Origin of the sequence: Flavobacterium limnophilum, assembly GCF_027111315.2 — a bacterium.
GTDB classification, from domain to species: Bacteria; Bacteroidota; Bacteroidia; order Flavobacteriales; family Flavobacteriaceae; genus Flavobacterium; species Flavobacterium limnophilum.
The window spans coordinates 2,065,611-2,090,071 of record NZ_CP114289.2 but is presented as its reverse complement, the minus strand read 5'-3'; the positions used below and the strand labels follow the sequence as shown (position 1 = coordinate 2,090,071).

Below are 24,461 nucleotides of genomic sequence, written 5' to 3'. Positions count from 1 at the left end.
TGTATTAATAATCTCTTAATTATTTCCAGTTACATTCCTCTCCAACATTCAATTGCCTCCTGCTTTAGCTGGAGGGAAAAAGAATGTATTGATTATCTCTTAATTATTTCCATTTACATTCCTCTCCAACATTCAATTGCCTCCTGCTTCAGCTGGAGGGAAAAAGAATGTATTGATTATCTCTTAATTATTTCCAGTTACATTCCTCTCCAACCTTCAATTGCCTCCTGCTTTAGCTGGAGGGAAAAGAATGTATTAATAATCTCTTAATTATTTCCATTTACATTCCTCTCCAACCTTCAATTGCCTCCTGCTTCAGCTGGAGGGAAAAAGAATGTATTGATTATCTCTTAATTATTTCCAGTTGTAATTCTCTCCAACATTCAATTGCCTCCAGCTTTAGCTGGAGGGAAAAAGAATGTATTGATTATCTCTTAATTATTTCCAGTTACATTCCTCTCCAACCTTCAATTGCCTCCAGCTTTAGCTGGAGGGAAAAAGAATGTATTGATTCTCTTTTAATTATTTCCAGTTACATTCCTCTCCAACCTTCAATTGCCTCCTGCTTCAGCTGGAGGGAAAAAGAATGTTTTGATAATCTCTTAATTATTTCCAGTTACATTCCTCTCCAACATTCAATTGCCTCCTGCTTTAGCTGGAGGGAAAAAGAATGTATTGATTATCTTTTAATTATTTCCAGTTACATTCCTCTCCAACCTTCAATTGCCTCCTGCTTCAGCTGGAGGGAAAAAGAATGTTTTGATTATTTCTTGATTGTTTTCCAGTTACATTCCTCTCCAACATTCAATTGCCTCCTGCTTTAGCTGGAGGGAAAAAGAATGTTTTGATTATTTCTTGATTGTTTTCCAGTTACATTCCTCTCCAACATTCAATTGCCTCCTGCTTTAGCTGGAGGGAAAAAGAATGTATTGATTATCTCTTAATTATTTCCAGTTACATTCCTCTCCAACCTTCAATTGCCTCCTGCTTTAGCTGGAGGGAAAAGAATGTATTAATTATCTCTTAATTATTTCCAGTTACATTCCTCTCCAACCTTCAATTGCCTCCTGCTTCAGCTGGAGGGAAAAGAATGTATTAATAATCTCTTAATTATTTCCAGTTACATTCCTCTCCAACCTTCAATTGTCTCCTGCTTTAGCTGGAGGGAAAAAGAATGTTTTGATTATTTCTTGATTGTTTTCCAGTTACATTCCTCTCCAACCTTCAATTGCCTCCTGCTTCAGCTGGAGGGAAAAAGAATGTTTTGATTATCTCTCAATTGCCTCCAGTTTTAACTGGAGGGAAAATAGAAAAATTTCAATAATTCCTCCCCCAAGGATGTTTGACCAAGTAATTATTGCAGCTTTCGCATTCACGGCCTATTTGCCAAGTCAGCGAAATTTCGTGTACGCCTTGGGTATTGCCCATTTGCGAAGTATTGATGTCATAGGAATAACCAAAAACAAAACGATCCAGCTGGATGGAACCAAAAAGATTGAGGGAAGTTAATAAATGGCTGTTGTTGCTTTTTCCTTCCGGATTGGTCGCTGCGAGGATGCCAACGATAAAAGGTTTTAATTCCAAGGCGGTGCCAAAATCCAATCGGTTATATTGGGCTTGACGCATATAATTGGCGGTCACTAACACATTGGTTTCATCTGGAAAAAAGGACATCGAACTGTCATCTAAACTCAAGGAATAACCCGTGTGAACACTCAAAAACAATTCCAAAGGCACGGCTGCATAGTCGGTAAAGGCAATATTGGGTTTGTTTAAGTGCTTCAACGAAGCGCCAAACCAAGCTTTGTCACTATACAACAAGATTCCCGACGAAAAATCAAAAAAGCCAATTTTATCATTGGCGTTCAAAATACTCGGATCGACACTACCTCCGCTTATGGAACCGTCAGAATTGATTTGGTCTTCCAATAAAAGGCTGCTGAAATTGAAGTTTTTGTGTCCATATCCCGCTTCTATGCCCAATCGGAATCGCCATTCATCATTCAAATTGACATTATAGGAATACACGCCATTGATTTGGGTGTAATTGTATTTGGTAAAAACCTCCCTTTGATTTAAAATCGTTAAGCCCAAACCCATTTCTCGTTCTCGACCAATCGGACTATTGACAAAAGCATATTCCGTGTCAATTCGTCTATTTTCATTGGGCCATTGCGATCGGTGGATGAGTCCCGTGTATCCTGTGACCAATGTTCCTGTAAAGGCAGGATTCAAGGATTCAGGCACCAAAAAATATTGCGTAAATATGGGGTCTTGCGCTTTAACCTCAGCAATAGACAAGGTTGTTAGTAGTATATATAAAACAAGTTTTAGTTTCATTCTCTTTTGTGATTAACCTATTGGGTTTAATTCAATTTATGTTCTTTTAAATACATGATTTTGTTGGTTTTAGCAAGACTTTTAACTTAAATTATGGATAGTCTTAGCTATGTGAAACCAAGAATTGGTCTATCCCAACCTCTTTTTCTATGTGTCTATGTGTTAAAATTATATATTTCATTAATAATTTTCTGTTAATTCGCCCCAACGGATTTAGAGCTTATTTTAGTAATACAAAAGGGTGATTGTCATTGACAGTGGTGCCATAAAAAGTTTCTCCGCTAACCTTGCAGAAGTAATTGCCGTTTTCGGCATGGATGCCTTTTATTTTGCCGTCCCAGCCTCGCAGAACGTCACCCGTCTCTGAATAAATCAGGGAACCCCAGGTGTCGTAAACATCTAAACGGACATTTTTCAACCCTTTGGTCACGGGTCTGAATTTATCATTTAGACTGTCATTGTTGGGGGTAAAAGCAGTTGGAACAACCAATACATAGCCTTTGCCAACGATCAGGGTAATTTTTTGGACATAGACGCAGCCAAAAGGGTAAGTAACCGTTTGCGTCACCACATACTCTTTTGGATTCACAAAAGTGTGAACAGGATTGGGTTCGGTCGAAAAAGTACCATCGCCAAAATCCCAAGCCACGCTGGTAAAATCACCGGTCGCCGTATTGGTAAACTGTATGGGGTCATTGATGGAATAGGTTCCAAAAGTGGAATACGCATAGGAATCGACAATAAAAGAAGGGGTTTCCAATGTAGGCACATTTACATTGAAACTGTAATTCGATTGACACCCAATGGCATCGGTAGCAGTCAAAATCACCGTTCCGTTTTGGGTAGTATTCATAAATTCATTATTGGCACCGCTAACCGTTCCGCTGGACCAAACCAATTGATAAGGCGGAACCCCACCCGAAACTTGGGCCACAAAAGTTTGTTTTACCGTTTTGGTATCGCAATTAAAATCCGTTTTGGTAGTTACCCCAGCCACAATTGGCGGCGGTCGGTTAATGCTGTATTGGGCTTGTTGGGTACAGCCGTTGGCATCGGTTACGGTAACCAAATAATTTCCTGCGGGAATGTTGACCAAATCCTCGGTGGTCGCTCCGTTGGACCAAGCATAAGTAAAAGGCGAGGAACCACCGGAAACCAAAAGATTGATGGCACCGGTATTGGCATTGTTGCAGTCCAAGGCATTCGTTACATTGGCGGAAAGCACCAATAGTTGCGGTTCGAGTATAATAAACGTTCTTACAATCGTACACGGTTTACTGTCAACAATGGTTACCGTATAGGAACCCGGTTTTAAATTATTTCGGGTAGTTCCCGTTACCGCTCCATCATTCCAAGTCAAGGTCACGGGTGCAATACCGCCCACAAAATTAAGGGTAATACTGCCATTATTGGCTCCAAAACAACTGATGTTTTTCACCACCGGATTGACGGTAAAAATAGGCGCTTCGGGAATATTCACGGTTAAGGTTTGGGTACAACTCAAGGCATCGGTAACGCTAATGGTGTAATCCCCAGCCGAAAGATTGTTTTGAGAAATGCCGCTTCCCAAATTGCTCCAAGCTATAGTATAAGGCGCAACACCGCCAGAAACCACCAGGTTGATGGAGGCATTATTGTCGCCATAACAGACAATCGGAGTTGTGGTTGCCGTTATTTTAATTTCGGGAGTTTGGGTAATGGGTACCGACAAGTTTTTGGAACAACCCGAATTATCGGCAACAATCAAGTTGTAAGTTCCCGCAAAAAGACCAGTCAGGTTTTGATTGGAACTTGTGAAACCATTGGGGCCAGTCCAGGCAAAAGTATAAGGAGCTGTTCCTCCAACAACATTTACGTTTATGGTTCCTGTTGCATCTCCAAAACACAAGATGTTGGTTTTGTTGACCAAATTCACGGCCAAGATAGGAGGTTCAGTTATGGTAAAAGTCGCCGTTTTGGGACCACAATTGTTGGCGTCCGAAACGGTAACCACATAAGTTCCGGGACTTAAATTGGATAAATCTTCGGTCGTGGCGAAAGGGATTCCATTTTTCGTCCAATTGATTTTATAATTTAAAGTGCCGCCAGTTAAAGTGATTTGAATTGCACCATCAGCAGCATTAAAACAACTGATGTCTTTTTCTAAATCGGTGGTGATGACAATGTCATTTGGTTCCGTGATGGTATAAGTTTTGTCAATGGGACAACCGCCGGCATCCGTAATGGAAAGATTATAATCGCCAGGAACCAAATTCGAAATGCTCGAGGCCGAGGAGGTAAATCCGCTGGGACCCGTCCAAGAAATGAGATAAGGCGCACCGGAACTGAAAGGAATTCCTCCCGTGATATTGGTTTGAATAGCACCGTTATTGGTACCAAAACAAGAACTATTGGTGGAAGTGACATTGGGCGAAATGGCAGGATTTACCGTAACCACTGCGGAGAAATTAGCACCAGCACAAACTCCCGAAAGTGGCGTAACGGTATAAGTGACAGTGGCTGGACTCGTTGTGGTATTGATTAAGTTTTGGCTAATAGTCGTTTGTTGCACATTTTGCGCCGATGCTCCCGTTATGGAACCTGCGGGTGAAATAGTGGGATTCGACCAAGTGTAAGTTGTCCCGGCAGGCACGGTGTCACCACTTAAATTATCGGGAGTGATTGTAAAAGAATTTCCACTGCAAATGATGGCGGTTTTATTGGAAATCACCGGATTGGGGTTGATGGTTACAGTTGCAATATTGGAAGTTAAACTAGAACAACCACCCGTTGGCAAAGTGATGATGCAATAATAATAAGTCGTTCCAACAACAGTATTTTGTGGAGTATAAGTGGCGTTTGTGGCTCCTGAAATAGGCGTGCTTCCCACGGTGGTGTTGACTGTATTTGAATACCATTGGTAAGCGGGTGTTCCTACACCGTTGCTGTAAGCTACATTTAAAACAGTGGGGGTAATGCCCAAACAAACAGAGCTGGATTGTGGCTGGGTGGTAATGGTTGGCGCTAAATTAACAATTACAGCTGCCGTGGCACTGGTCACATTACAGCCAATCCCCGTTTGAGAAATCACGCAATAATAATACCTTGTTCCAACGGAAGCGGTTGGTGGAGTATAACTAGCATTGGTTTCCCCGGCAATCAGGATTCCTCCCGTATTCGAATTGGAAACCGAAGAAAACCATTGGTAGGAATAAGTGCCAATGCCTCCCGTGGCAGTTACAGTCAAATTCGTTGGGGCAGCACCTTGACACAAAGTCTGCGAAACTAAGGGTTGTGAACTAACCGTTGGATCAGTGACTATCACAATCTCGGCAGGATTACTCGTGATGGGACCACAGCCATTTCCGGAGAAGGAAAGTGTTACATAATAGTAATTAGTACCGCTTGTGGTAAAAACGGCCGGCGTATAACTGGCATTGGTAGCTCCTGGAATTAAAGTACCACCCGAATTCAAATTGCTCGTATTGGAATACCATTGGTAACTCACACTGCCACTTCCTCCGGTATAACTTATCGTTAATGGAGTGGCAATGGTCGCTCCAACACATAAACTTTGGGTTAGCGTAGGTTGTGTAGTGATAGTCGCTCCGGCATTGATGGTCACGGTGGCAGTATTGGAAGTGATGCTCGAACAGCCGCCGGAAGGCAAAGTGATGATGCAATAATAATAAGTGGTCCCCACAGCGGCTGCCGATGGGGTATAAGTAGCATTGGTTTCTCCAGAAATTGCAGTTCCGGTAGTGGTGTTATTGGCAACATTGGAATACCACTGATAGGTGGGAGTTCCAGTCGCACCACTAACCGTAATGGACAAAGGAGTTGGACTTCCGCCTTGGCAAACCGTGCTGGAAGCGGGTTGCGTAATGGTGGGGGAAGAAATAACAATAATGGCAGCCGTTGCGCTGGTAACGCTACAGCCGGAAGTACTGTTTTGACTCACGACACAATAATAATAGTTTGTGCCAACAGTATTGGTAAGCGGAGTGTAACTATTGCTAGTTGCTCCAGTAATTAATATTCCTCCTGAATTGGCATTGGTCGAATGGCTGTACCACTGATAACTGAAGGTTCCATTTCCTCCAGTTGCCGTAACATCTAAATTTAATGGAGTTGCGGTTTGACACAAGGTTTGAGTGGCAATGGGTTGTGCACTAATGGTTGGATCGGCATACACAATAACTTCGGCTACATTGCTGGTGGCAGGCAAACAACCATTGCCGTTTAAAGAGACTGTGGCATAGTAATAATAATTCCCCGGGACGGTATAAACAGGCGGAGTATAGGTGGATAAACTGGCACCAGCGATTAAGCTGCCGCCAATGTTGGAATTAGAAGTATTGGAAAACCATTGGTAACTAACCGTTCCTGTTCCACCCGAATAACTAATGCTTAATGGAGCTGGTGTCGTCACACCCACACAAAGATTTTGAGTAGGAGTGGGTTGGGTTGTAATGGTAGCATTCGGCATTATGGTCACCGTTGCCGTATTGGTTTTTATATTCGAACAACCTCCAGATGGCAAAGTAATGATGCAATAGTAATAAAATGTTCCTGCTATTGTGGAGACTGGGGTATAAGTGGCATTGGTTTCCCCTGGAATAGCCGTTCCAGTTGTCGTATTGTTGGCAACATTGGAATACCATTGATAGGTTGGTGTACCAATTATACCAGTTGTCGTGAAAGACAAAACCGCAAGACTTCCTCCCAAACAAATCGTGCTGGAAGCGGGTTGACTGGTGATGGCAGGTGCCGGATTTACGGTAATGACATAATTGGTAACTGTACCGGGACAGCCACCCAAGGAAGGCGTGATGGCATAAGTAACCGTTCCTGGACTGGCATTGGTTGTGGATAGGGTTTGAACAGGTATCGTACTCGTTCCAGAAGGACTAAATCCTGTAATTCCTGCCGTGGCTGTGGCTGTCCAAGTAAAATTGGCTCCAGCGGGACTGGAAGTCAAGTTGACCAAGGCCGTTGTGGTACCCGAACAAATAGTTTGGGTCAAGGGCGTATTGGTTAATACTGGAGTGTCATTAATGGTAAAGGATTTTGTGGACATTGTCGAAGCCCCACACTCATTGCTGACCACTAAAGATACGGTATAATTTCCGGCAGTGGCATAACTAATGGGACCCGGATTGGCCAAATTAGAGGTGGTGGGAATCCCGCCGGGAAAATTCCAGGCATAGGTTAAAGTACTGGAAGCAGGTGCGCAACTATTCACTGTTGCGGTTGGACTGATGTTGGTTGCCCCACAATAATTGGCATTTATTCCGTTGATTGAAGTTATGGTAGGCGGCTTTTTGACTTCAACGGTTTGTGAGGTAGTTGCACTTCCACAAGAATTGGTCGCTGTTAATTTAATCGTATAAATACCGGGTATGGTAAAGTTATAGGAAGCATTCTTTGTCGTTTGATTTGGAGTTGCAATGGCTGTTCCACAATTGGCTGCAGCATAAGTAACCGTCCACAAATAAGTGGGTGGTGTACAAGAATTGGTCTCTATGGTTGTATTGGTAGTGGTAATGGCCAACGGAGCGCAACCTAAAGGATTATTTAAGGTAAAAGAAGGGGTTAACGGCGCTTCAACACAAATAGTTTTTGTCATTGGAGCTGAAAAACCACAATATCCTTGGGCTATTAGGCTTACGGTATAATTTCCCGCTACGGTATAAGTATGGGTTGGATTGGTTAATGTAGAGGTGGTGCCATCACCAAAATCCCATTGATAAAGGGCATTTTGAATACAATTCTGGTTGTATCCGGTAAGCGTGGAATTGGTAAATAGTACATTGGTATTCAAACAGGCTTGGGGAGGCGCAGTGAAATTGGCCGTAGGTTTTGAATAAACAGTGATATTGGACACGGAACTGGGGGTTTCACCACAAGCATTCGAAACGGTTAGCAAGGCCGTGAACTTCAGATTGGGACAATTGGATGTGGTATAAACATACGGAATGGGATAATTCAATGAGGCCGAAGGATTGGAAGCATTGTAATAAATGGAACTTTGTAAAGTGGCTTGGGTAAGATGAACAACAGCAGAACCATCGCCATAATCGATGTCGTAAACAGTGCCAATTGAATTGGCTCCCCAATTGGAAATGGTAAAATTCAAGGGGGCTGTTGGAGCACATAAATTTTGGGTGCTTCCGGGGCTTACAATTCCACCCGACGGATTGGTTACATTCTTGATGACATAGGTTACTGAATTACTGCAGCCATTGGTGCCCAAAGCGGTTACAACCATGTTGTAAGCGCCTATTAAATTATAAGTATGGGTAGCAGGAAAGCTGGCATTGGTTGTAATGGCACTCCCGTCTCCCCAGTCGATAGCGTAGGAACTGATACAAGCTGAAGAAAGAGAAGTATTCCCCACATTGATCGAAAATACGGGATTGGTGGCTGCATTCGAGCAATTGTTAAATAGGTCTATGGCTAAAGGATTATTCAAATCATTAAAACTGATGTTTGGTTTTTGCTTAACCGAAATAGTTTGTGTTTTTGTGGCTGTACAGCCATTTACGGTAATGGTTAATGTCACTGGAAATGTCGAAGTACCGCATCCTAAAGCCGTGAATTGATGCGTTGGATTTTGCAGATTGGACAAAGCAGTTCCATCTCCAAAGTCCCAAGAATAAACAATGGTTCCGGTTCCTGTAACCGAGGAATTAAATTGTATGGCCGTTCCCGAGCAAGTCGCATCGTTGGTAAATGTAAAATTAACGGTAGGCGGACTGCCTACAGTAACGGTTGCGGTACCGGTTTGGGTAATTTCTGTCAGAGGTAAACTGGCATCGTGCACACTGACTAAATCATAACTGGAAGTACCCGCAGCAGTGGTAGGAGCAGTAACGGTTATGGAGGAGTTGGACCCAGTGGTAGTTACAGTCAAAGGAGCACCTCCATTGATGGTATAGGTAAACGTATAGGGTGCAGTTCCAAGGGAGCCTGTGAACGTAATTTGTGGGGCTGTTGCATTTTGGCAAACGGCAGTCGTACCGGAAATACTGGCCGCAGGCAATGCCAAAATTTTGCGGATATGATTCTCCTTGGCATTTAAGATAACCCCACAATGGATGAAAATAACTAAAAATAGAATCGGGTAAAACTTCCTCATAAAATGTATTTTTCGGCTAGGGCTAATCCTCTTTTAAGTCCAATGAATAGGAGCAGGATGCTGTCTTTTATGGTTTTAAAACTAAAACGCCAAACATACAATTTATATGAATAGTTTCCTCGTGATTTTTTGTTAAAGAGAATATTAAATGAATGGAATAGGGTAAAGGCATTGCGTTGCACTGAAAATATGCCGCAACACCGGATACGGGATAAACCTAATGGCAATTAATCCAAGTAAGCATCTTGTTTCCTCGACAAACCAGATTATGTCAAGTCGAGCGCAGTCGAGACCCCACCACAATCGCCCTTGTCATTGCGAGCGAAACGCAGTGCAGCGCGGCAATCTGTTACAGTTCCCCCTTTAGGGGGTTAGGGGGCGCGGCAACCCCACAATCATCCCCACCCGTCATTGCGAGCGGAACGCAGTGCAGCGCGGCAATCTGTTACAGTTCACCCTTTAGGGGGCTAGGGGGTCAACTTTCCCTTGCCCAAATCCGTGACCCAATCGCTTATTTCATAATGAAACCATTCATTGAAAAGTTTAAAATCCCGCTTTTGTGGCCAATCGTTTTCGGCTGTCCACATACCTTCCAATTCCATTTCGAAAATTTCTTTGTAATGTTTTCGAATTAGTTTATCGGCATCATCAAAATCAACTTGGGTGAGATAGGTTTTGGATTCGCCCAACAGGTTTTCGTGCAAGGGCAATTCGGGCGTCAATTTATTGTTCCAATCTACAAATGGTTTTTTGTACGTAATGGTAATGGCACTTCTTTCTAAAATTTTCATTTGTTTTGTGTTTTAATCCAACTCTTCACTAAACTCCTTTTTTATTATACGCTGTCGCAAAGCCTTGGTTTGTAAAAAACTAGAAGCGATGCTGTTCTCGTTTTATGACTTTCCAACGGAATGAATCGCCCTTGTAATTTTACGCTGACATTGTGGAGCCATACGCTATATCCATTTTGTAAGGCTCGGCTTTACTTCAGTTTTTTAAAAAAGGAAGATACTAAAGTTAATCCATTGCAGCCTTTTAAATCTCGAAACTATTCTGGTAAATAAGCAAGGTTTCCTTTCTTCTGGAAATCACTTTCTTGTTTTGATAAGCAGGTCTTTGCAACAACAGTTTGTTGTTGAATTGCAATAAATGGAATTGTAAATCATCAATACTAAAATCCTCCACTTTGATTTCATGATTGCCAATAAAACCAATGGCTTTTTGTTCCACATAAATTCCCGGACCGTAATTTTCCGTTATTTCGGTTTTATGAACAGCGTATAACGGAAAAAGCAATTGCCCCTGGTTTAAATCCTGGATCTGGAGTTTCTGGATTTTCTTACCGTCCAACAGGATTTCGATTTGGTTTTTGGGACTGTCCAATAAGCCGCTCCACTTTTTGCCGGGTAAATACTCAACCGATGGGATACGGGGTATTTTTAGATAGTAATAGAAAAAAGGGTCTATTAATGCTTTGGCCAATGGAACTTTCATGGTAGCCGCTACTTGCTTGCAAGCACTCAAATCATCCGCGCTGCACTCGAGTTTATTCAGTGTCCAACTTTCCCCGTGAAGATTGATTTTGAGTAGCTGCATTGGAATGTCCTGCTTGAGAATTGAAATTAAAGAAATGAAGCAAACAAAGACTTGAGTTTAGGAATACTTGGACTAAATGAAAGTTTTGTGCAGCTGAATGAGATAATGATTTTTTTAAAATATATTTTCTGTAATGATTAATCATTTAATCCGATAATCTCTTTAAGACGGTTTGAAATTAGTTTCCAGTTTGAGTTTAGATTTATTGTTCTAATTTCAATTGTGTGGGTTTTGTATTTGTATTGAAGATCATAATCCTTTTCGATTGTAGGATAAAGAAGGATGCCTTTGGCGTAGGCCGTTTTTGTCGTATTATCTTCTTGATTTAACAAGTAACTGAATAACTGATAAAGATTGTCGGATTTAATCCTTTCTTTATCATAATTGATTGTCATAGTTTCTTTATAATACTTGGCATCAATAATAATTTTTTCGGTGTTGTTTTCCAATGTAATATCGGTTTCCATTTTTGGTACAAACTGAAAACCATCTCTTTCTTCATATTCAAATTGCCAGTCTATAGTTTCCTTTTTTATAATGTTGTATTTGCTTTGCTCTATTTTATAAAAGTTTCTAATGAATGCCTCAAAGAGTTGATTCATTTTACGTTCATCCCTAGTGAAATCTGTAAATTTATAATTTCCTTGTTCTTCTGACGGCAAAGTGTTTTCATAGATTATCTGGCAAACATTCATCAAAAAACCATAAAAACGATTGTTTCTATTTAATTTGATTTGACTGAAAAGTGAATTGTTTATCTGAATTAAATCAACGTCTGAAAACATTCTTTGAAGCGTAATTAGCTCCTTTTTTAAATCCTTGTCAAGTCCTTTGGTTCTTGACAATGAATATATTGTAGAAACTAAAATTCGATTGGTTAAAATATTAGAGGAAAAACTATCAAAAGTGCAAATTGTTCTTTGTTTGAAAAGTAAATTGCTCTTTAAAGTCTGACTGATTTGTACTTTTCCTTTTACTCCCGGAATTTCATCCGTGAAATCTATATAACTCCTGTCAATTCCTCTTTTGAGCAGTATTTTAGTACCGTTAATTAGAATGTTAGCAAACAGGTCAAGTAGTTCCGTTTTATCATCAACTGAAACGTTTACACGCTCTTTCTCCTCCAGCTTATTCCAGGCGTAGCATAAAAGATAGTATATGTTTTCAATTGGAATTTGCATTGTTATTTTGAAAGTAATCTTGTCATATCGGAAACATTATTCAATTCGTCAAACCATATTTCTTCTAACAAAGGTTTTAATTCAAAATCAATAATTTCCTGCCACCAGATATTTTCATCTACCGTATCATTGAAATTACAAAAATAACTATGTCCAATTTGAAAACCTTCTCCAAGATTACTATCGGCTTTTATTTTTTCATTTACTTTAAATACTGACGAACTTATGTGTCCAATCATACTATTAGAAAGCCCATTTGAGGATAAGAAATTACGGAAGTTATCACCATAATCTGGTTGTAGACTTATGAATGCAAATCGTCGTCTCAACGCATAATCTACTATTGCCAGTGAACGGTCTGCCGTGTTCATTGTGCCAATAATATATAGATTTTCGGGTACAAAAAAGCGGTCTTCTTCCTCTTCTGCATACGTTAGTTTTAAAGCATACTTTGCGTCTCTTTTATCCGCTTCAATTAACATCATCAGCTCACCAAAAATCTTACTTAAATTACCCCTGTTTATTTCATCAATAATGAAAAAGAATGGTTTTTCGGGATGTGCTAATGCTCTTTGGCAAAATGTATAGAAAATACCATCTTTTAAATCAAAACCTCCTTTTTGAGTTGGTCTTAATCCTTGTATAAAATCTTCATAGCTGTAGGATTGATGAAATTGCACCATTTCAATACTGGTATCTTTTATTTCTTGCATAATTTCATACGCCAGTTTTCTAGCTATAAAAGTTTTGCCGACTCCCGGAGGACCTTGAAGGATTATATTTTTCTTTCTTTTTAATAGTGAAACGGATTTTAAAAATTGTTCTTCACTGATAAATGGTTTGTCAGCATCTTCAGAGAATTTATATTTCTTGATGTTGCTATGTTGCAATAGTTTTTCGCTAATAATATTTTTGTTGTCTATTACCTCGCGAATAATATCATATTCCTCTTCCGTTATTTTGAATAAACTCCCTTGATTATTGATAAATACTTCACATTTTTGTAAAGCAGGATTGTTTTTTAGCTCATTCCAACTTACCGGTATTTCTAATTTTTCTACTAATTCAAATTCTATTTCTTCCCCTTGATCAGTGTTGTGAATACCTTTAGTAACTTCATAAATTGCCTTGATTTGTTTGGTTGGTGTACTTTCGTAACCAATAATTAAATCACCAGGTTTAGTTTGTTCAAAGTATTTGTATATCCTACGTTTGTTTCCTTTCTCGTTGTGCGTTGTGTAGGTTTGTAATTCACCTTCTTTATTATTGGAAATACTCCAAATTTTAGGATTAGCATTCAGCCACCAAAAATTTATTGGCTCTGCAATTTCAATTTCATTCAAATCTTCGTCCTCTACAACTTCATCAATTTTGACATTTTGTTCGCTATTGAAAATTAAGTTTTGCTTTTGAAAAACTGGCACTAATTCTGGGTACAATCTAGCATATTCGCTTAACAGAAATTCCCAAGGTTTTGTTGGGCTGAACGTATCTGGTCTGAAAAGTGTTTTGTAATCTTTATGCGCGTTCGATTTGTATTGATACACTTTATCTGTTATCCAATTTACTTTTCTTCGGTGATTGTAACCGTTTGTGTTTTTATCAAAGTAGTAATCACTTTCTATAATTCCAATCCCAAGGCAAGTATTAACCCCTTTATTTGCAAAAACTACATCTCCTTTATTTGCAGTTTTAAAAAACCATAAATTACCTGCTTGATTAGATTGACTATCAGCTGGCAACCCTGCTTTATTGAGCATTTCCTTGTAGTCCTCGAATTGATTAAGGTCACCAATATTGATATTACTATAATCTATTGCAGCGATACCATCATTATAAAACTCTTCCCATTCTGATGCTTGGCTTCCCGGAGCAAACTTGAAATAGTTTCTGCTTTCTTTATTTAATTTTACAATTTCGTCTTTTACTTCTTCAAAATATTGTAATGTATCTAAATAACCGTGTACTCTTCTCAACTTGTTCGGCTTTGCATTTCGTAAGGAATGTCCTGCTAGCATCCCGGCTTTTGGATTATTCTCTAGGGTAATAAAAAATTGATAGGCATCTCTATGAGAATTTTTTATAATTGGAAATAATGCAATCCAACATCTAACATCTCCAAAATTAGATGGACCTTGAAAATCTACTTTGTGATAGGTATATTCTTTCAAATCTAATTTTTGCAAAAGATCTTTGCAAATTTGTTCTAAATAATTTTGAACAGTTTCTTTTTGTTTTGTCCATTTATTATAGAAAAAAGTATGCAATATAGCCCAAGGTTTTTGCCAATTGGCAAACATATCCCTTTTCCCAACTGGATAAACTACCAATTCATTTAGAAATGCAGGTGCTAAATGATTAAAATATTCAACATCCTTATTTCTAATTTTAGCTTTAATGTCATTGATAAATTCAGCATTAATAGGAACACGGTTCAAAATTTGTCTTGCTACTTCCGCACGTAATAAATTTACTGGTTGAAATCTGTTTTCCGGATTACCATATTCTCTATAAATTTCAGTAATTATTTCGTCCGGTAAATTATTTAACGCAGTATATAAAACCTCTGGATTTTCTGCATATCCATTGTACTGCTTCGCTAAATCGACTATATATTGAAATTGTGTTTGCATATCATTTTAGTTTTTACATTTAATTAAGTTATACTTTTCTAAGCCATACGAGTTTATTGAAGCTTCTATCCAAAAATCATTTCCATCTATAAATAGACAAACTCCTTCAATTTCTTGAAAGCCATCTTCTTTTGGTAGAAATATATGTCCGACGTAGGATTGCATAAATTAGTATTCTGGTTTTTGAAGTTTGATTTTAAAAATGCCTAAAACGCATTAAATTTATCTCCCAAATAGTGTTTCAAATTGTATTTCTTGGTAGTATCTAAAGCTCTTTCCAGACAAATAAATTTTTGATTTGTATTGGCTTTTAAATAATCTACTGTTTCGGGAGCAATTGATACATCAAGACAAATCAAGGTTTCTTTTTCGCCATCGGTAGCAAAGACAATTTCATTTTTGGTAAACTGTTCTTGTGGTATTGCTGTGTAATTAAGTGAGAAATTATTTTTTAATAAAATCTCGGTCATTAGTTCTTCTTTATTGAACGCATTGACCAATTGACTTTCTTTATCTGCTATGTATTTTTTGAGCAATTCCAGATTTGCGGCATCGTCTAACTCTGGATCAGGTGCGAAATCTACTCTAGGGAAATTAGATTTTTGGAGTTTGAAAACCTTGAAACCAAGACCAGATTGATGTTTGTTGTTTTTGGTTTGTAGTTCGTTGGCAGCAGGTTCTGCAACAATATCTAGCTGTAATTCGCCCTCTTTTTTCTTGGCTTTTTCGGCAAGTTCTTTTTCTATTTTAGCTACAACTCTTTTATTTCGTTCTATGGTGATATCACTTATCTTTTTATAACCGGCTTTATATGCTTCACTTTTTTCATCAGTAGCTTCTGGAATTTGTACTATTATAAATTTACGATTGCCACCGTCTTCTCTATTGAGTTCCACTATAGCTTGACCAGTTGTCCCTGACCCTCCAAAAAAATCAAGAATTAAAGCATTTTTATCATTAATTATCGAATAAAAATATTTCACTAAACTAGTTGGTTTAGGAAAACTGAAAATTTTACTCCCAAATATTTCAATTATTTCTTTATTACCATCTTCTGTCAATCCTACACTTTTAGGTAGGAATGTTGAAGCGGCTTTAATAGCATCTTCACTTCCATATTTTTTTAAAGCTTTAGCTTTATCTTCACTTTCAAATACTCTAAATGCTGGAATTGATATTTTTAAAATATCGTAATCTTGTGGAAAAACAATTTTTCCTTTATCATAATAATTTTGAAATGTATCTATTGAAACTCCCCAAACCCTTAGAGGATTATATGGAAAAGACTTTCCTGTTTTTGGGTCTACCATATCAAAAGCTGAATTTGGTCTTTCTTTTGCATTTCTCTGTGTGGTCAAATCGGATAATCTCCATCTATCTTTTGGAAAATCATCTGTTTGGTAATATTTTCTTTCAATATCCAATCCAGCGTTAAATTTTTCTTTTGCATATGATATTATCCATTCATAATCTTGTGAGATACCAAATGGAACATCGCTTTTAGCTGTTCTCTTTTTCCAAGGGAAAATAGCTATGAAATTCTCTTCCCCAAAAACTTCGTCACATAACTTCCGCAAATGATGTATCTCTGTATCATCTATAGAAATAAAGATTGCTCCATCATCAGATAATAATTGTCTAGCTATTAAAAACCTAGTGTAAATCATATTTAACCAATTGCTATGGTATCTTCCTGAAGTTTCTGAGTTAGTGTCTATTTTTACTCCCTTTTCAGTCATTTCTGAATCTTCCCAATAACCTTTAATATCTTGCTTCCAAGTATCTTTATAAACAAAATCTTTATCCTTGTTGTATGGCGGATCTATATAAATACATTTTACTTTCTCCCGGTAACTACCACTTAATAACTTTAATACTTCAAGATTTTCGCCTTCAATAATGAGGTTTTCGCTATCGTTAGGGTTTACGCTTCTTTCTTCATCATAAACCAATGTGGCATTGCTTGGGGTAAAGGCATTGCGCTTGGCCTGGCTTTTGCCAAACCAACGAAATTCGTAGCGTTCGGTTTCCTGAAGGCCTGCATAATTAAAGATTTTTATAATTTCCTGAATGTTTGGCATTTGCTCATTGGTAAACAAGTCTGGGTATAACCTTTTTAAGGTCAGCAAACGTTCGTTGTTCCAGTCGTTGCTCAAGGGCATATAGTCGTTGATGGTTTCCATTTATTACTTTTTCGGTTTTTTTGATTCTTTCAAGACTTTTTTGTCATCGCTATCCAGTTTGCGTTGGATCTTTTTTACATCTTCGGCAGTTGGCAAATTTTCTGGAATGATTCCTCTTTGGGTAAGCATTTGTCTTACTGCCTTGTTATTTTCGACGTGTTCGTTTTCGATTCTGTTTTGTCCTTTTAGGTCTTTGCTTTGCACATTTAAGCCTGTCATTTCCGCTGCCAAGTCTTTTGCTTTGATACTAATGGTAGGTAGAAAATCGGCAACTGGTCTGTTGTCGGGTATACCCATTTTCTTTTTGAGCTGTAGGGTCGATAACCTGAATAATGCTTGGTCTCCTTTGGAACGAATAATCCCAAAACCTTTGCTATCCACACCACGTTCAAATAATATCCCCGACAATTGTTTCTCGGTTTGTGAGAGTTTTTCTCTTGCCTTTACTCTTTCAAACTCTAATAATCGTTGTTCAATTATTTCAGATCTACGAGTTTGTACCGCAAAATAATTTTGGGCAAAAGCAATTTCTTCTTTGCGGCTGTCACCGTTTTGAGCAATCAGATAACAAGCATAACGGGTAAGTAAAATATCATCTATCTCTTTTTCAGCACCTTTTGGCATAGGTATCGTTTTCCTGATGTCAGGAAAATGATTGTTTGTATCTTCTCCAGCATTTGCACAAGCATCTTTTGCTTTTTTTATTACTTTTTCAAAATTTTCCCATTTGCTATAGCCTAAAAGTTTTTGCAATTCTCTGGCACTCCAACATTCAATTCCTTCAAATTCAGTTGTAATAGCCTCAAATTGGGTAAATAGTTCTTTTATTTCTTCTGTTTTCATAGTATTTCTACTTTAAGTAATTTTTGAAAAATTTGTTTTCAAACCGTGACAATTCATCACGGTTTGAAATATCTATCACATTCTTGATGTCAGGAAGTTGATAAATCAAAACCATTTTGCTGGTGCCAGCAATATGGTTTTATGTATTTATAAAAGCAGCAATATCTTTGTCTGCTTCTGTTTTAAAATAATTGTATTCTTTAACCGGTGCTTTGTATTGTACTTCTAATCCCAATGATTTAAAGTGTTGCATTGCACACCTTATTTTGTAAACTTCGCTTTCCTTTAATGCTTTTTTATCGTTGATGTCATTTGTTCCTTTGGTTTCTATTACAAAATAGAATTCACTTTCGTTACCATCTTTTAGACTTTTGCGTTTCATTATCAATCCAAAATCAGGTTCATAAGGACCAATAGGAGTTTTTATTTTGTACCAACTAGGTAATTTAAGGAAGCATACCACCTCAGTAGCTGCATCGGCTTCTAAAGAAAATTTGCGTTCTACATCACTATCAATAAGCATTTTGTCAAAAACACCTTTAATTGGCGTATCAACATAACCATTTGGAGCTATATTTTTAACGAAATCCTCGAATTCAAAAGGGTAACTTTCTCCAGTAACATGATAATTTAAACCCCGTATCATTTCATCTAATTCTACATTGCGAATTATTGCCGCAGCTTCGTGAATAAAACGAGCTGGGTTTTTAACGACTTGTGATAGGTTAGTCAAACTTTCTACAATCCTGAATAAAGTGGTGTAGCTCAAGCCTGTGTTTTCGCTCAATTCTTCGATTAAATCCAAAGGCGTGAAAATAGATTTTTGCTTCACTTTTTCGGAACCTTTAAACGTATCTTGTTTACCATCTTCTGTTATGGCATCAATTACAAAACTGGAAGCTTCAATAATAAAATCCGGAATGGTAATTTTACTGATTAAAGTTGCTGCTTCTGCAACTAAACTTTCCTCGTTAAAAGCCATCGTATAGTCCGTTTTCTTTGCCAATGTTGTCCAATATTTTCGGAAAGCTTTGTCTATTTCTGCCGAAGGATTACGTTTGAAATTCACTTTGTCGGCATCAACACCTTTGTGGGAATGTGTCATTCCTGCACCTGCATTTGTTGTGCCGTAAACCGATTTAATTTCTTCCTGATACTGTGTCACAAATGTTTCGTAGGTTTCATTGGGAATAACGGTAAGTTGGTTGATTCGTTCACTATCATCAACATCTAAGGCATCATAAATTCTTTGACCGTCTTGGTTTACACATATTCGCAAACCACGACCTATTTCTTGTCGCTTTTTAATTTCGGAATAGGAATTGTTTAATGTGGCAATATTAAACACATTTGGATTGTCCCAACCGACACCTAAAGCTGAATGAGAAAAAACAAATTGAACCGGATTGGATAATGTCAGTAATTCTTCTTTCCCTTTTAAAATCAACTCATAAATTTTGCTCTGTTCCTTAACGCCACCTTCATTATCGGCATATTCACCACTCGCTTTTTGAGCAAAATAATAGCCTTGAAGGCTTTGAATGTGTTCGTTTGTTGGTACTTTGCCATCATTGTATTCAGGATAAATGGCTTTGTATTTTTCTATAAAAAGGTTTTTAATTATTGGAGTCTCTCCCATATAATTGGCCACCCTATCGATAAAGACAAGGGATAAACATTTAATTCCTTTCGATACTAATTTTTGGGATTTTGTAAAATGTCTGTGAATTAACCATTCTAATTGTAACGCCCAAATGTTCTCTAAACCTCCGGAAATTTGTTTTTCAAGAATTTCAGCACCATTTGAAAATGTAACCGTCCATTTGCCTGTTTTCAAACTCTTGTTGATATTGGAAATGGTATAATTCAAATAACTAGGATTGTTTGTTTTGTCTCCTAAATTATCATTTTGATTGAGCCAAGCCGTATCTTTAAAATCTATCTTGTTGGTCGATTTGTTTAGATGCCAAGCTTTGAGCTTTACTTTTGGATCACCTTTTCCGAATTGTATGTCTGATAATTCAATTTTGAGGGTTGCTTCATCATTTTTTTCGGTAACGGTAAGAACTTCAATCTTCTTGACTAATCCATCTTTATAACTATCATAAGGCGTTAATCGGTATAATAAATTCTTGACCACTTTGTGGGTTGCAGAATATCGGATTTTATATATTGGGTTCAGTTTTGCAATTTGTTTGATGGAATTCTCCGTATCCATTCCTTCTTGCGGTTCATCCATAATGATAAATGGATTGGTTTTTCCAATTGCTTCGATGAAAGGGATATTATTGAATAAATCTTCTCTCTGTGCCTGATTTAAAATTTTATCCTCTGAATTGAAAGAAGCTAACGTCATTATCATCACTTGTGGATGCTGGTCTTCAATAAATTGAGTTACTTTTTGCAATTTTTTACTGTCATATTCAAAAGCATTAGGACTAAAACCATAAATACTTTCTAATTGCTTGTTGAATGCCTTGAATGTTCCAATGATGTTTTGACGAATAGCAACCGATGGAACAAGTATAATGAATTTTGTAAAACCGTAATGCTTGTATAATTCATAAATAGTTTTTACGTAAACAAGTGTTTTCCCTGTCCCAGTTTCCATTTCAATGCAAATATCATTATCAGCTGAAAGTTTGGCAACTTCTTCAGGAATACCATTATCATTTATAATACTTATAAAATTACTTTGAACTTCATCGAAAGACATTTTAGTAATATTTGAACGAATTCCTTCAAAACAAGCATTGTCAAAAGAATTTCTTTCTGTTCCCTCAAAAATTTTTACAATAGTCTGTATTGCTGTTTCCTGGTAGGCTAAGTTTTCAAGTTTTAAAATCATTTTTAATAGGACAGTCTCAATTAAGAGACATTTTTAGTTTTTCTAATGAAATATTATTTCAATTTGTTGTAATTGTGTCAGTTTTAGTAGTATTTAAAAACTGAAAAAAAAATACCGAATAATTAAATACAATAATACGAAAAAGCAATGGAATGTATATTGAGGAAAACCGTAAACGAGCGAAATATTATTAACAAAATGTAAGAAAAGATATGAAAAAAGGTAAAATGGAGTGAAGAGCACGCAGGCTCTCCGCTATTGAAATAAAAAAAGCCCATTTTACTGGGCTTTTGAAATACAAAACGAAATGATGGTGATTTCATACGTATTGCTACTAAACACTCCCCATCTTCCTCCTGGAATCCATTCCACTTAGGGATTCAATCAAATCCACAAGCTCCACCAGGGGCAAAAAAGAATTGGGGCCAAGCGGCAATTGCGACAACTCGATGGCTTTGATGTGTCGGCAATAGGCAATTTCGCCTACAATCAGCAGGACAATCCATTCAATTTCCGTTTTCAAGTCTTCAAAATGCCGCAGGACGTCGTAATGGGTAAGGTACACCTTGATTTTGAGCTGCTGGCTCGCAATATTGTAATTCTCCAACGACAGTACTAGGCTGCTGATTTTGATTTCGAAGTTGGGGCAAATAACGGGGAGGTCGGAACCGTTCAGGAACTCCGAAATATCGGTTAGCGGCTGGATAAAGGCTTGCGCACCGATGTAGCGCAGTGGAGGTGCCTGTTGCTCTAGGGCAATGATTTTGTCGAAGAGGGAGGCACGACCAAAACAGGTAAAAACAAGCCGGAGGCTGCCGGGACTTTTTGGCGGAAAGGCGATTATAAAGTCGATTCTTTTGGAAACGGCACGGAGCCTTTTGCGGATTTGGAAATAAACGGCATCGGTCTGGAGGCCGAGAAGAAAGGCGTTGACGATTTGGGGCTCGTTTTTTTGAACCCAGTTCCAGAAACGGGTCACCTGTGGCCTGGAAGGAAGTTTAGCGTTTGTCATGGGAATTTTTGTCAAAGGAAATTAGATTGAACATTTGGCGCATCCGAGAGCGGAGACGATTGCCGTAAAACAACTCGATCTCGGAAGCGGAGAGGTTGGTGGTCAGGTGGGTGACGGTCTGGTTTTCCACGAATTGTTCGTAACGGCTCAGCAAGACCTCCGCCATGACATTGCATTCGTTGCCGTAATGCTTGATTTGGTGTTCGGCACCCAAATCGTCAAAACAATAACCCGGCAACCGGCTTTGTTGCGCTTGTTTTTGCGTGTAACGACTCAAGGGCTCGTAACCGTACTTGGCAAACTCCAACGAAATCTCCCGGCAAGTCTTGATTTTGTAAAAAGCCGGCGGAGGAGCAAAGGCCTTGACCAAATGCATCAGCGAGGTCTTCCCGCAGCCGATGGGACCGGTCACCAGCAAACCTTTGTTCAAATCGAGCTTCGCGGCCAAGGCAGCCTTTTCGTCCCGCAGCATATAGACAACCAATCGGTAGATAACGGGCAGGTCTAGGGAGTTGATTCTAAAAGTGGGACCATAATGCGCTTTGCCCTGATAGTCAAGATAAGCAAGGCATCGGTCAAAATCATGGAGTTTGCGGCCGTCTATGATTTCGTAGGTGTCGGAGACTTGTTTACAAAGCTTCGTCATAATTTTTCGAATTGGGAGTGTGCAAATGTTGGGCTTGGGGACTTTGGCTTGAAGGTGCAAATTGGACGGCTTTCAGCATCCAGTTGCGGGCGGCGGCTTGCCAGTCTTTCATCGGGCTTTTACCGCCCACAAGCCAACCAATGCTTTCAAAATAATTGTAAAATTTTTGCGCTTCCACTGCGGGAAAATGATTCGATTCAAAAAATAGCAGGACAGCCTCCCAAAGCGGCGGCACGGTTTCGGCGCTGGAGTCCTCCATTTTTTCAGGAAACTCTTGGGAGCTTGCCGATCCATTTCTTGAAAAAAACAAATCTTGGTCTTCTTCATTTTTTGGAGCGGATCCGTTTGCGATGTTTATAAGGTTTGTATTGTTTATATAAGGTAGAAGTTCAGTGCCAGTACGGGAGCAGTTCAGTTCTTGTTTAGCGGCTTGTTCAATGGGCTGTTTAATGGAAGAACAGCTCTTGTGTTTAGGGAGTCCCTTTTGGGTAAGCGGGTTTCGGTACGATTCCAGTGAAATGACTTCCAGGGTACTGCCCTTGACTTGGTTGTAGGACGGCATGTAGTTCACGTAATGCCGTTCGTTCAATCCCTTGATGCACTTGTGGTAGGTGGCATTGGAACCAATTTTGCTGAGGGACATCAGTGAGTCTCTCGAAATGGAAATCGGATTTTTAAAACGGTTTTGGTTCCATAATTGAAAAATGGCCATGTAAAGGCTGATATGAGTAGGATTCAGTTCTAGGTCGGTAGCAGCTCTATCGAAAAAACCGCTAAGGTGTTTAATGTAATTCATGATTTTTTTTTGGTATTGTTAATGTTGATAATGAAAGGGGCTTGTTTTTGGAAAAGGGAATTGGAATGGCCTAAGGAGAGAAAGCGATTAGCAGGGGGCAGGAGGGAACTTTCCACACACCGCTGCCGAAGTAACGACAAGCGGATGGAATAAGGGATTGAACGGGGATGTGGGAATACTTGATTAAGTAAGGGAAGTGGTGTGCTTGTGCCATATTTTGGTGAATTAAACAGAGCTAAATATAGTAAGTAAAGGAATACAAATCAAGATGTCCATTTTTTGAACAGGTTAACAAATAGTGCTTTGAAATCAAGTCAATAACTCCGCCACTTCTTAAAAAAAAATAGGAAAATAGAGGTGTTTTGACACAACCAATAAATAGTCAACTTACGACCGCCAAAAATGAAAAAAACGTCGTCAAAAAGGGACTTAGCTACTTTTGTTGAATCAAAAACAGCATAAATAAAGCTTTAGGGACAACACTTCCCCTCCTTTGGAGGGGTGCCCGAAGGGTGGGGTGGTTACTATTGAACTTTAACACAATGCATCATTGGTAGCCTGTCGAAGGAGGTATCCCTATTGTCATCTCGAGAAGTTTATGCTGAGCGAAGTCGAAGTACAGTCGAGAGACTTTTTAACGATCTACAACCCCAAACACACAAATAAAAAATCCGCGATAATCAGTTGCATCCGTGTGACCCTGAGGTAGAATTTTTTTCTAAAAAAAGCAATATAAATAACTCTTTATCGACAACAATTCCCCTCCTTTGGAGAGCTTGTCCCGATTTTATTTCGGGAGGTGCCCGAAGGGTGGGGTGGTTACTATTGAACTTTAACACAATGCGTCATTGGTAGCCTGTCGAAGGAGGTATCCCTACTGTCATCTCGAGAAGTTCATGCTGAGCGAAGTCGAAGTACAGTTGAGAGACCTTTTAACGATCTACAACCCCAAACGCACAAATAAAAAATCCGCGATAATCAGTTGCATCCGTGTCACCCTGAGGTAGAATTTTTTTCTAAAAAAAGCAATATAAATAACTCTTTATCGACTATAATTCCCCTCCTTTGGAGGGGTGCCCGAAGGGTGGGGTGGTTACTATTGAACTTAACACAATGCGTCATTGGTAGCTTGTCTAAGGGGGTATCCCTATTGTCATCTCGAGCGCAGTCGAGAGACTTTCTAACGATCTACGACCACAAACCACACCCCATAACAGATAACCCATAACTGATAACCCTAAACCACAAACAAAAAAAACCGGA

General features: G+C 38.8%; 12 protein-coding genes. All 12 read right to left on the bottom strand.

The window, feature by feature from the left end:
* Nucleotides 1–1,317 precede the first annotated feature (1,317 nt).
* The gene (locus OZP13_RS08450; protein WP_281299334.1) at nucleotides 1,318–2,340 is read right to left on the bottom strand and encodes a PorP/SprF family type IX secretion system membrane protein; all 1,023 of its coding nucleotides are present in this window, start codon (nucleotides 2,338–2,340) and stop codon (nucleotides 1,318–1,320) included.
* 220 nt (nucleotides 2,341–2,560) lie between these two features.
* Entirely contained in the window at nucleotides 2,561–9,460 is a 6,900-nt protein-coding gene (locus tag OZP13_RS08445; protein ID WP_281299333.1) for a PKD domain-containing protein, read from the bottom strand.
* Nucleotides 9,461–9,927: 467 nt separating this feature from the next.
* The gene (locus tag OZP13_RS08440; protein WP_269243476.1) at nucleotides 9,928–10,251 is read right to left on the bottom strand and encodes a hypothetical protein; all 324 of its coding nucleotides are present in this window, start codon (nucleotides 10,249–10,251) and stop codon (nucleotides 9,928–9,930) included.
* A 244-nt stretch (nucleotides 10,252–10,495) separates the two neighbouring features.
* Nucleotides 10,496–11,056 (bottom strand): hypothetical protein, encoded by a 561-nt coding sequence (locus OZP13_RS08435; RefSeq protein ID WP_281299332.1) that lies wholly within the window; start codon nucleotides 11,054–11,056, stop codon nucleotides 10,496–10,498.
* Nucleotides 11,057–11,193: 137 nt separating this feature from the next.
* Nucleotides 11,194–12,237 carry a 5-methylcytosine-specific restriction endonuclease system specificity protein McrC gene (gene mcrC, locus OZP13_RS08430; protein WP_269243473.1) on the bottom strand — a complete coding sequence of 348 codons (1,044 nt, stop codon included), beginning with the start codon at nucleotides 12,235–12,237 and terminating at the stop codon, nucleotides 11,194–11,196.
* Nucleotides 12,238–12,239: 2 nt separating this feature from the next.
* Nucleotides 12,240–14,870 carry an AAA family ATPase gene (locus tag OZP13_RS08425; RefSeq protein ID WP_269243472.1) on the bottom strand — a complete coding sequence of 877 codons (2,631 nt, stop codon included), beginning with the start codon at nucleotides 14,868–14,870 and terminating at the stop codon, nucleotides 12,240–12,242.
* A 206-nt stretch (nucleotides 14,871–15,076) separates the two neighbouring features.
* Nucleotides 15,077–17,053 (bottom strand): site-specific DNA-methyltransferase, encoded by a 1,977-nt coding sequence (locus OZP13_RS08420; protein WP_281299331.1) that lies wholly within the window; start codon nucleotides 17,051–17,053, stop codon nucleotides 15,077–15,079.
* 3 nt (nucleotides 17,054–17,056) lie between these two features.
* Nucleotides 17,057–17,896, bottom strand: coding sequence for a DNA damage-inducible protein D (gene dinD / locus OZP13_RS08415; protein ID WP_269243469.1), 840 nt, complete (start codon nucleotides 17,894–17,896; stop codon nucleotides 17,057–17,059).
* Between the two features lie 139 nt (nucleotides 17,897–18,035).
* Nucleotides 18,036–20,744: a restriction endonuclease gene (locus OZP13_RS08410; protein ID WP_281299330.1), complete on the bottom strand. Its 2,709-nt coding sequence runs from the start codon at nucleotides 20,742–20,744 to the stop codon at nucleotides 18,036–18,038.
* 334 nt (nucleotides 20,745–21,078) lie between these two features.
* Nucleotides 21,079–21,756 carry a hypothetical protein gene (locus tag OZP13_RS08405; RefSeq protein WP_281299329.1) on the bottom strand — a complete coding sequence of 226 codons (678 nt, stop codon included), beginning with the start codon at nucleotides 21,754–21,756 and terminating at the stop codon, nucleotides 21,079–21,081.
* Nucleotides 21,743–22,402: a P-loop NTPase family protein gene (locus OZP13_RS08400; protein WP_281299328.1), complete on the bottom strand. Its 660-nt coding sequence runs from the start codon at nucleotides 22,400–22,402 to the stop codon at nucleotides 21,743–21,745. Before OZP13_RS08400 ends, OZP13_RS08405 begins: the two co-directional genes overlap by 14 nt.
* A complete protein-coding gene (locus OZP13_RS08395; RefSeq protein WP_269243463.1) occupies nucleotides 22,386–23,198 on the bottom strand; it encodes a transcriptional regulator in 813 nt (270 codons plus the stop codon). Before OZP13_RS08395 ends, OZP13_RS08400 begins: the two co-directional genes overlap by 17 nt.
* Between the last annotated feature and the right edge of the window lie 1,263 nt (nucleotides 23,199–24,461).

What these genes read in the sequence shown, in the direction of transcription:
- dinD (WP_269243469.1), bottom strand. Translation starts at nt 17,896, where the DNA reads ATGAAAACAGAAGAAATAAAAGAACTATTTACCCAATTTGAGGCTATT.
- OZP13_RS08450 (WP_281299334.1), bottom strand. Translation starts at nt 2,340, where the DNA reads ATGAAACTAAAACTTGTTTTATATATACTACTAACAACCTTGTCTATT.
- OZP13_RS08420 (WP_281299331.1), bottom strand. Translation starts at nt 17,053, where the DNA reads ATGGAAACCATCAACGACTATATGCCCTTGAGCAACGACTGGAACAAC.
- OZP13_RS08410 (WP_281299330.1), bottom strand. Translation starts at nt 20,744, where the DNA reads ATGATTTTAAAACTTGAAAACTTAGCCTACCAGGAAACAGCAATACAG.
- OZP13_RS08405 (WP_281299329.1), bottom strand. Translation starts at nt 21,756, where the DNA reads ATGACAAACGCTAAACTTCCTTCCAGGCCACAGGTGACCCGTTTCTGG.
- OZP13_RS08425 (WP_269243472.1), bottom strand. Translation starts at nt 14,870, where the DNA reads ATGCAAACACAATTTCAATATATAGTCGATTTAGCGAAGCAGTACAAT.
- mcrC (WP_269243473.1), bottom strand. Translation starts at nt 12,237, where the DNA reads ATGCAAATTCCAATTGAAAACATATACTATCTTTTATGCTACGCCTGG.
- OZP13_RS08395 (WP_269243463.1), bottom strand. Translation starts at nt 23,198, where the DNA reads ATGAATTACATTAAACACCTTAGCGGTTTTTTCGATAGAGCTGCTACC.
- OZP13_RS08440 (WP_269243476.1), bottom strand. Translation starts at nt 10,251, where the DNA reads ATGAAAATTTTAGAAAGAAGTGCCATTACCATTACGTACAAAAAACCA.
- OZP13_RS08435 (WP_281299332.1), bottom strand. Translation starts at nt 11,056, where the DNA reads ATGCAGCTACTCAAAATCAATCTTCACGGGGAAAGTTGGACACTGAAT.
- OZP13_RS08400 (WP_281299328.1), bottom strand. Translation starts at nt 22,402, where the DNA reads ATGACGAAGCTTTGTAAACAAGTCTCCGACACCTACGAAATCATAGAC.
- OZP13_RS08445 (WP_281299333.1), bottom strand. Translation starts at nt 9,460, where the DNA reads ATGAGGAAGTTTTACCCGATTCTATTTTTAGTTATTTTCATCCATTGT.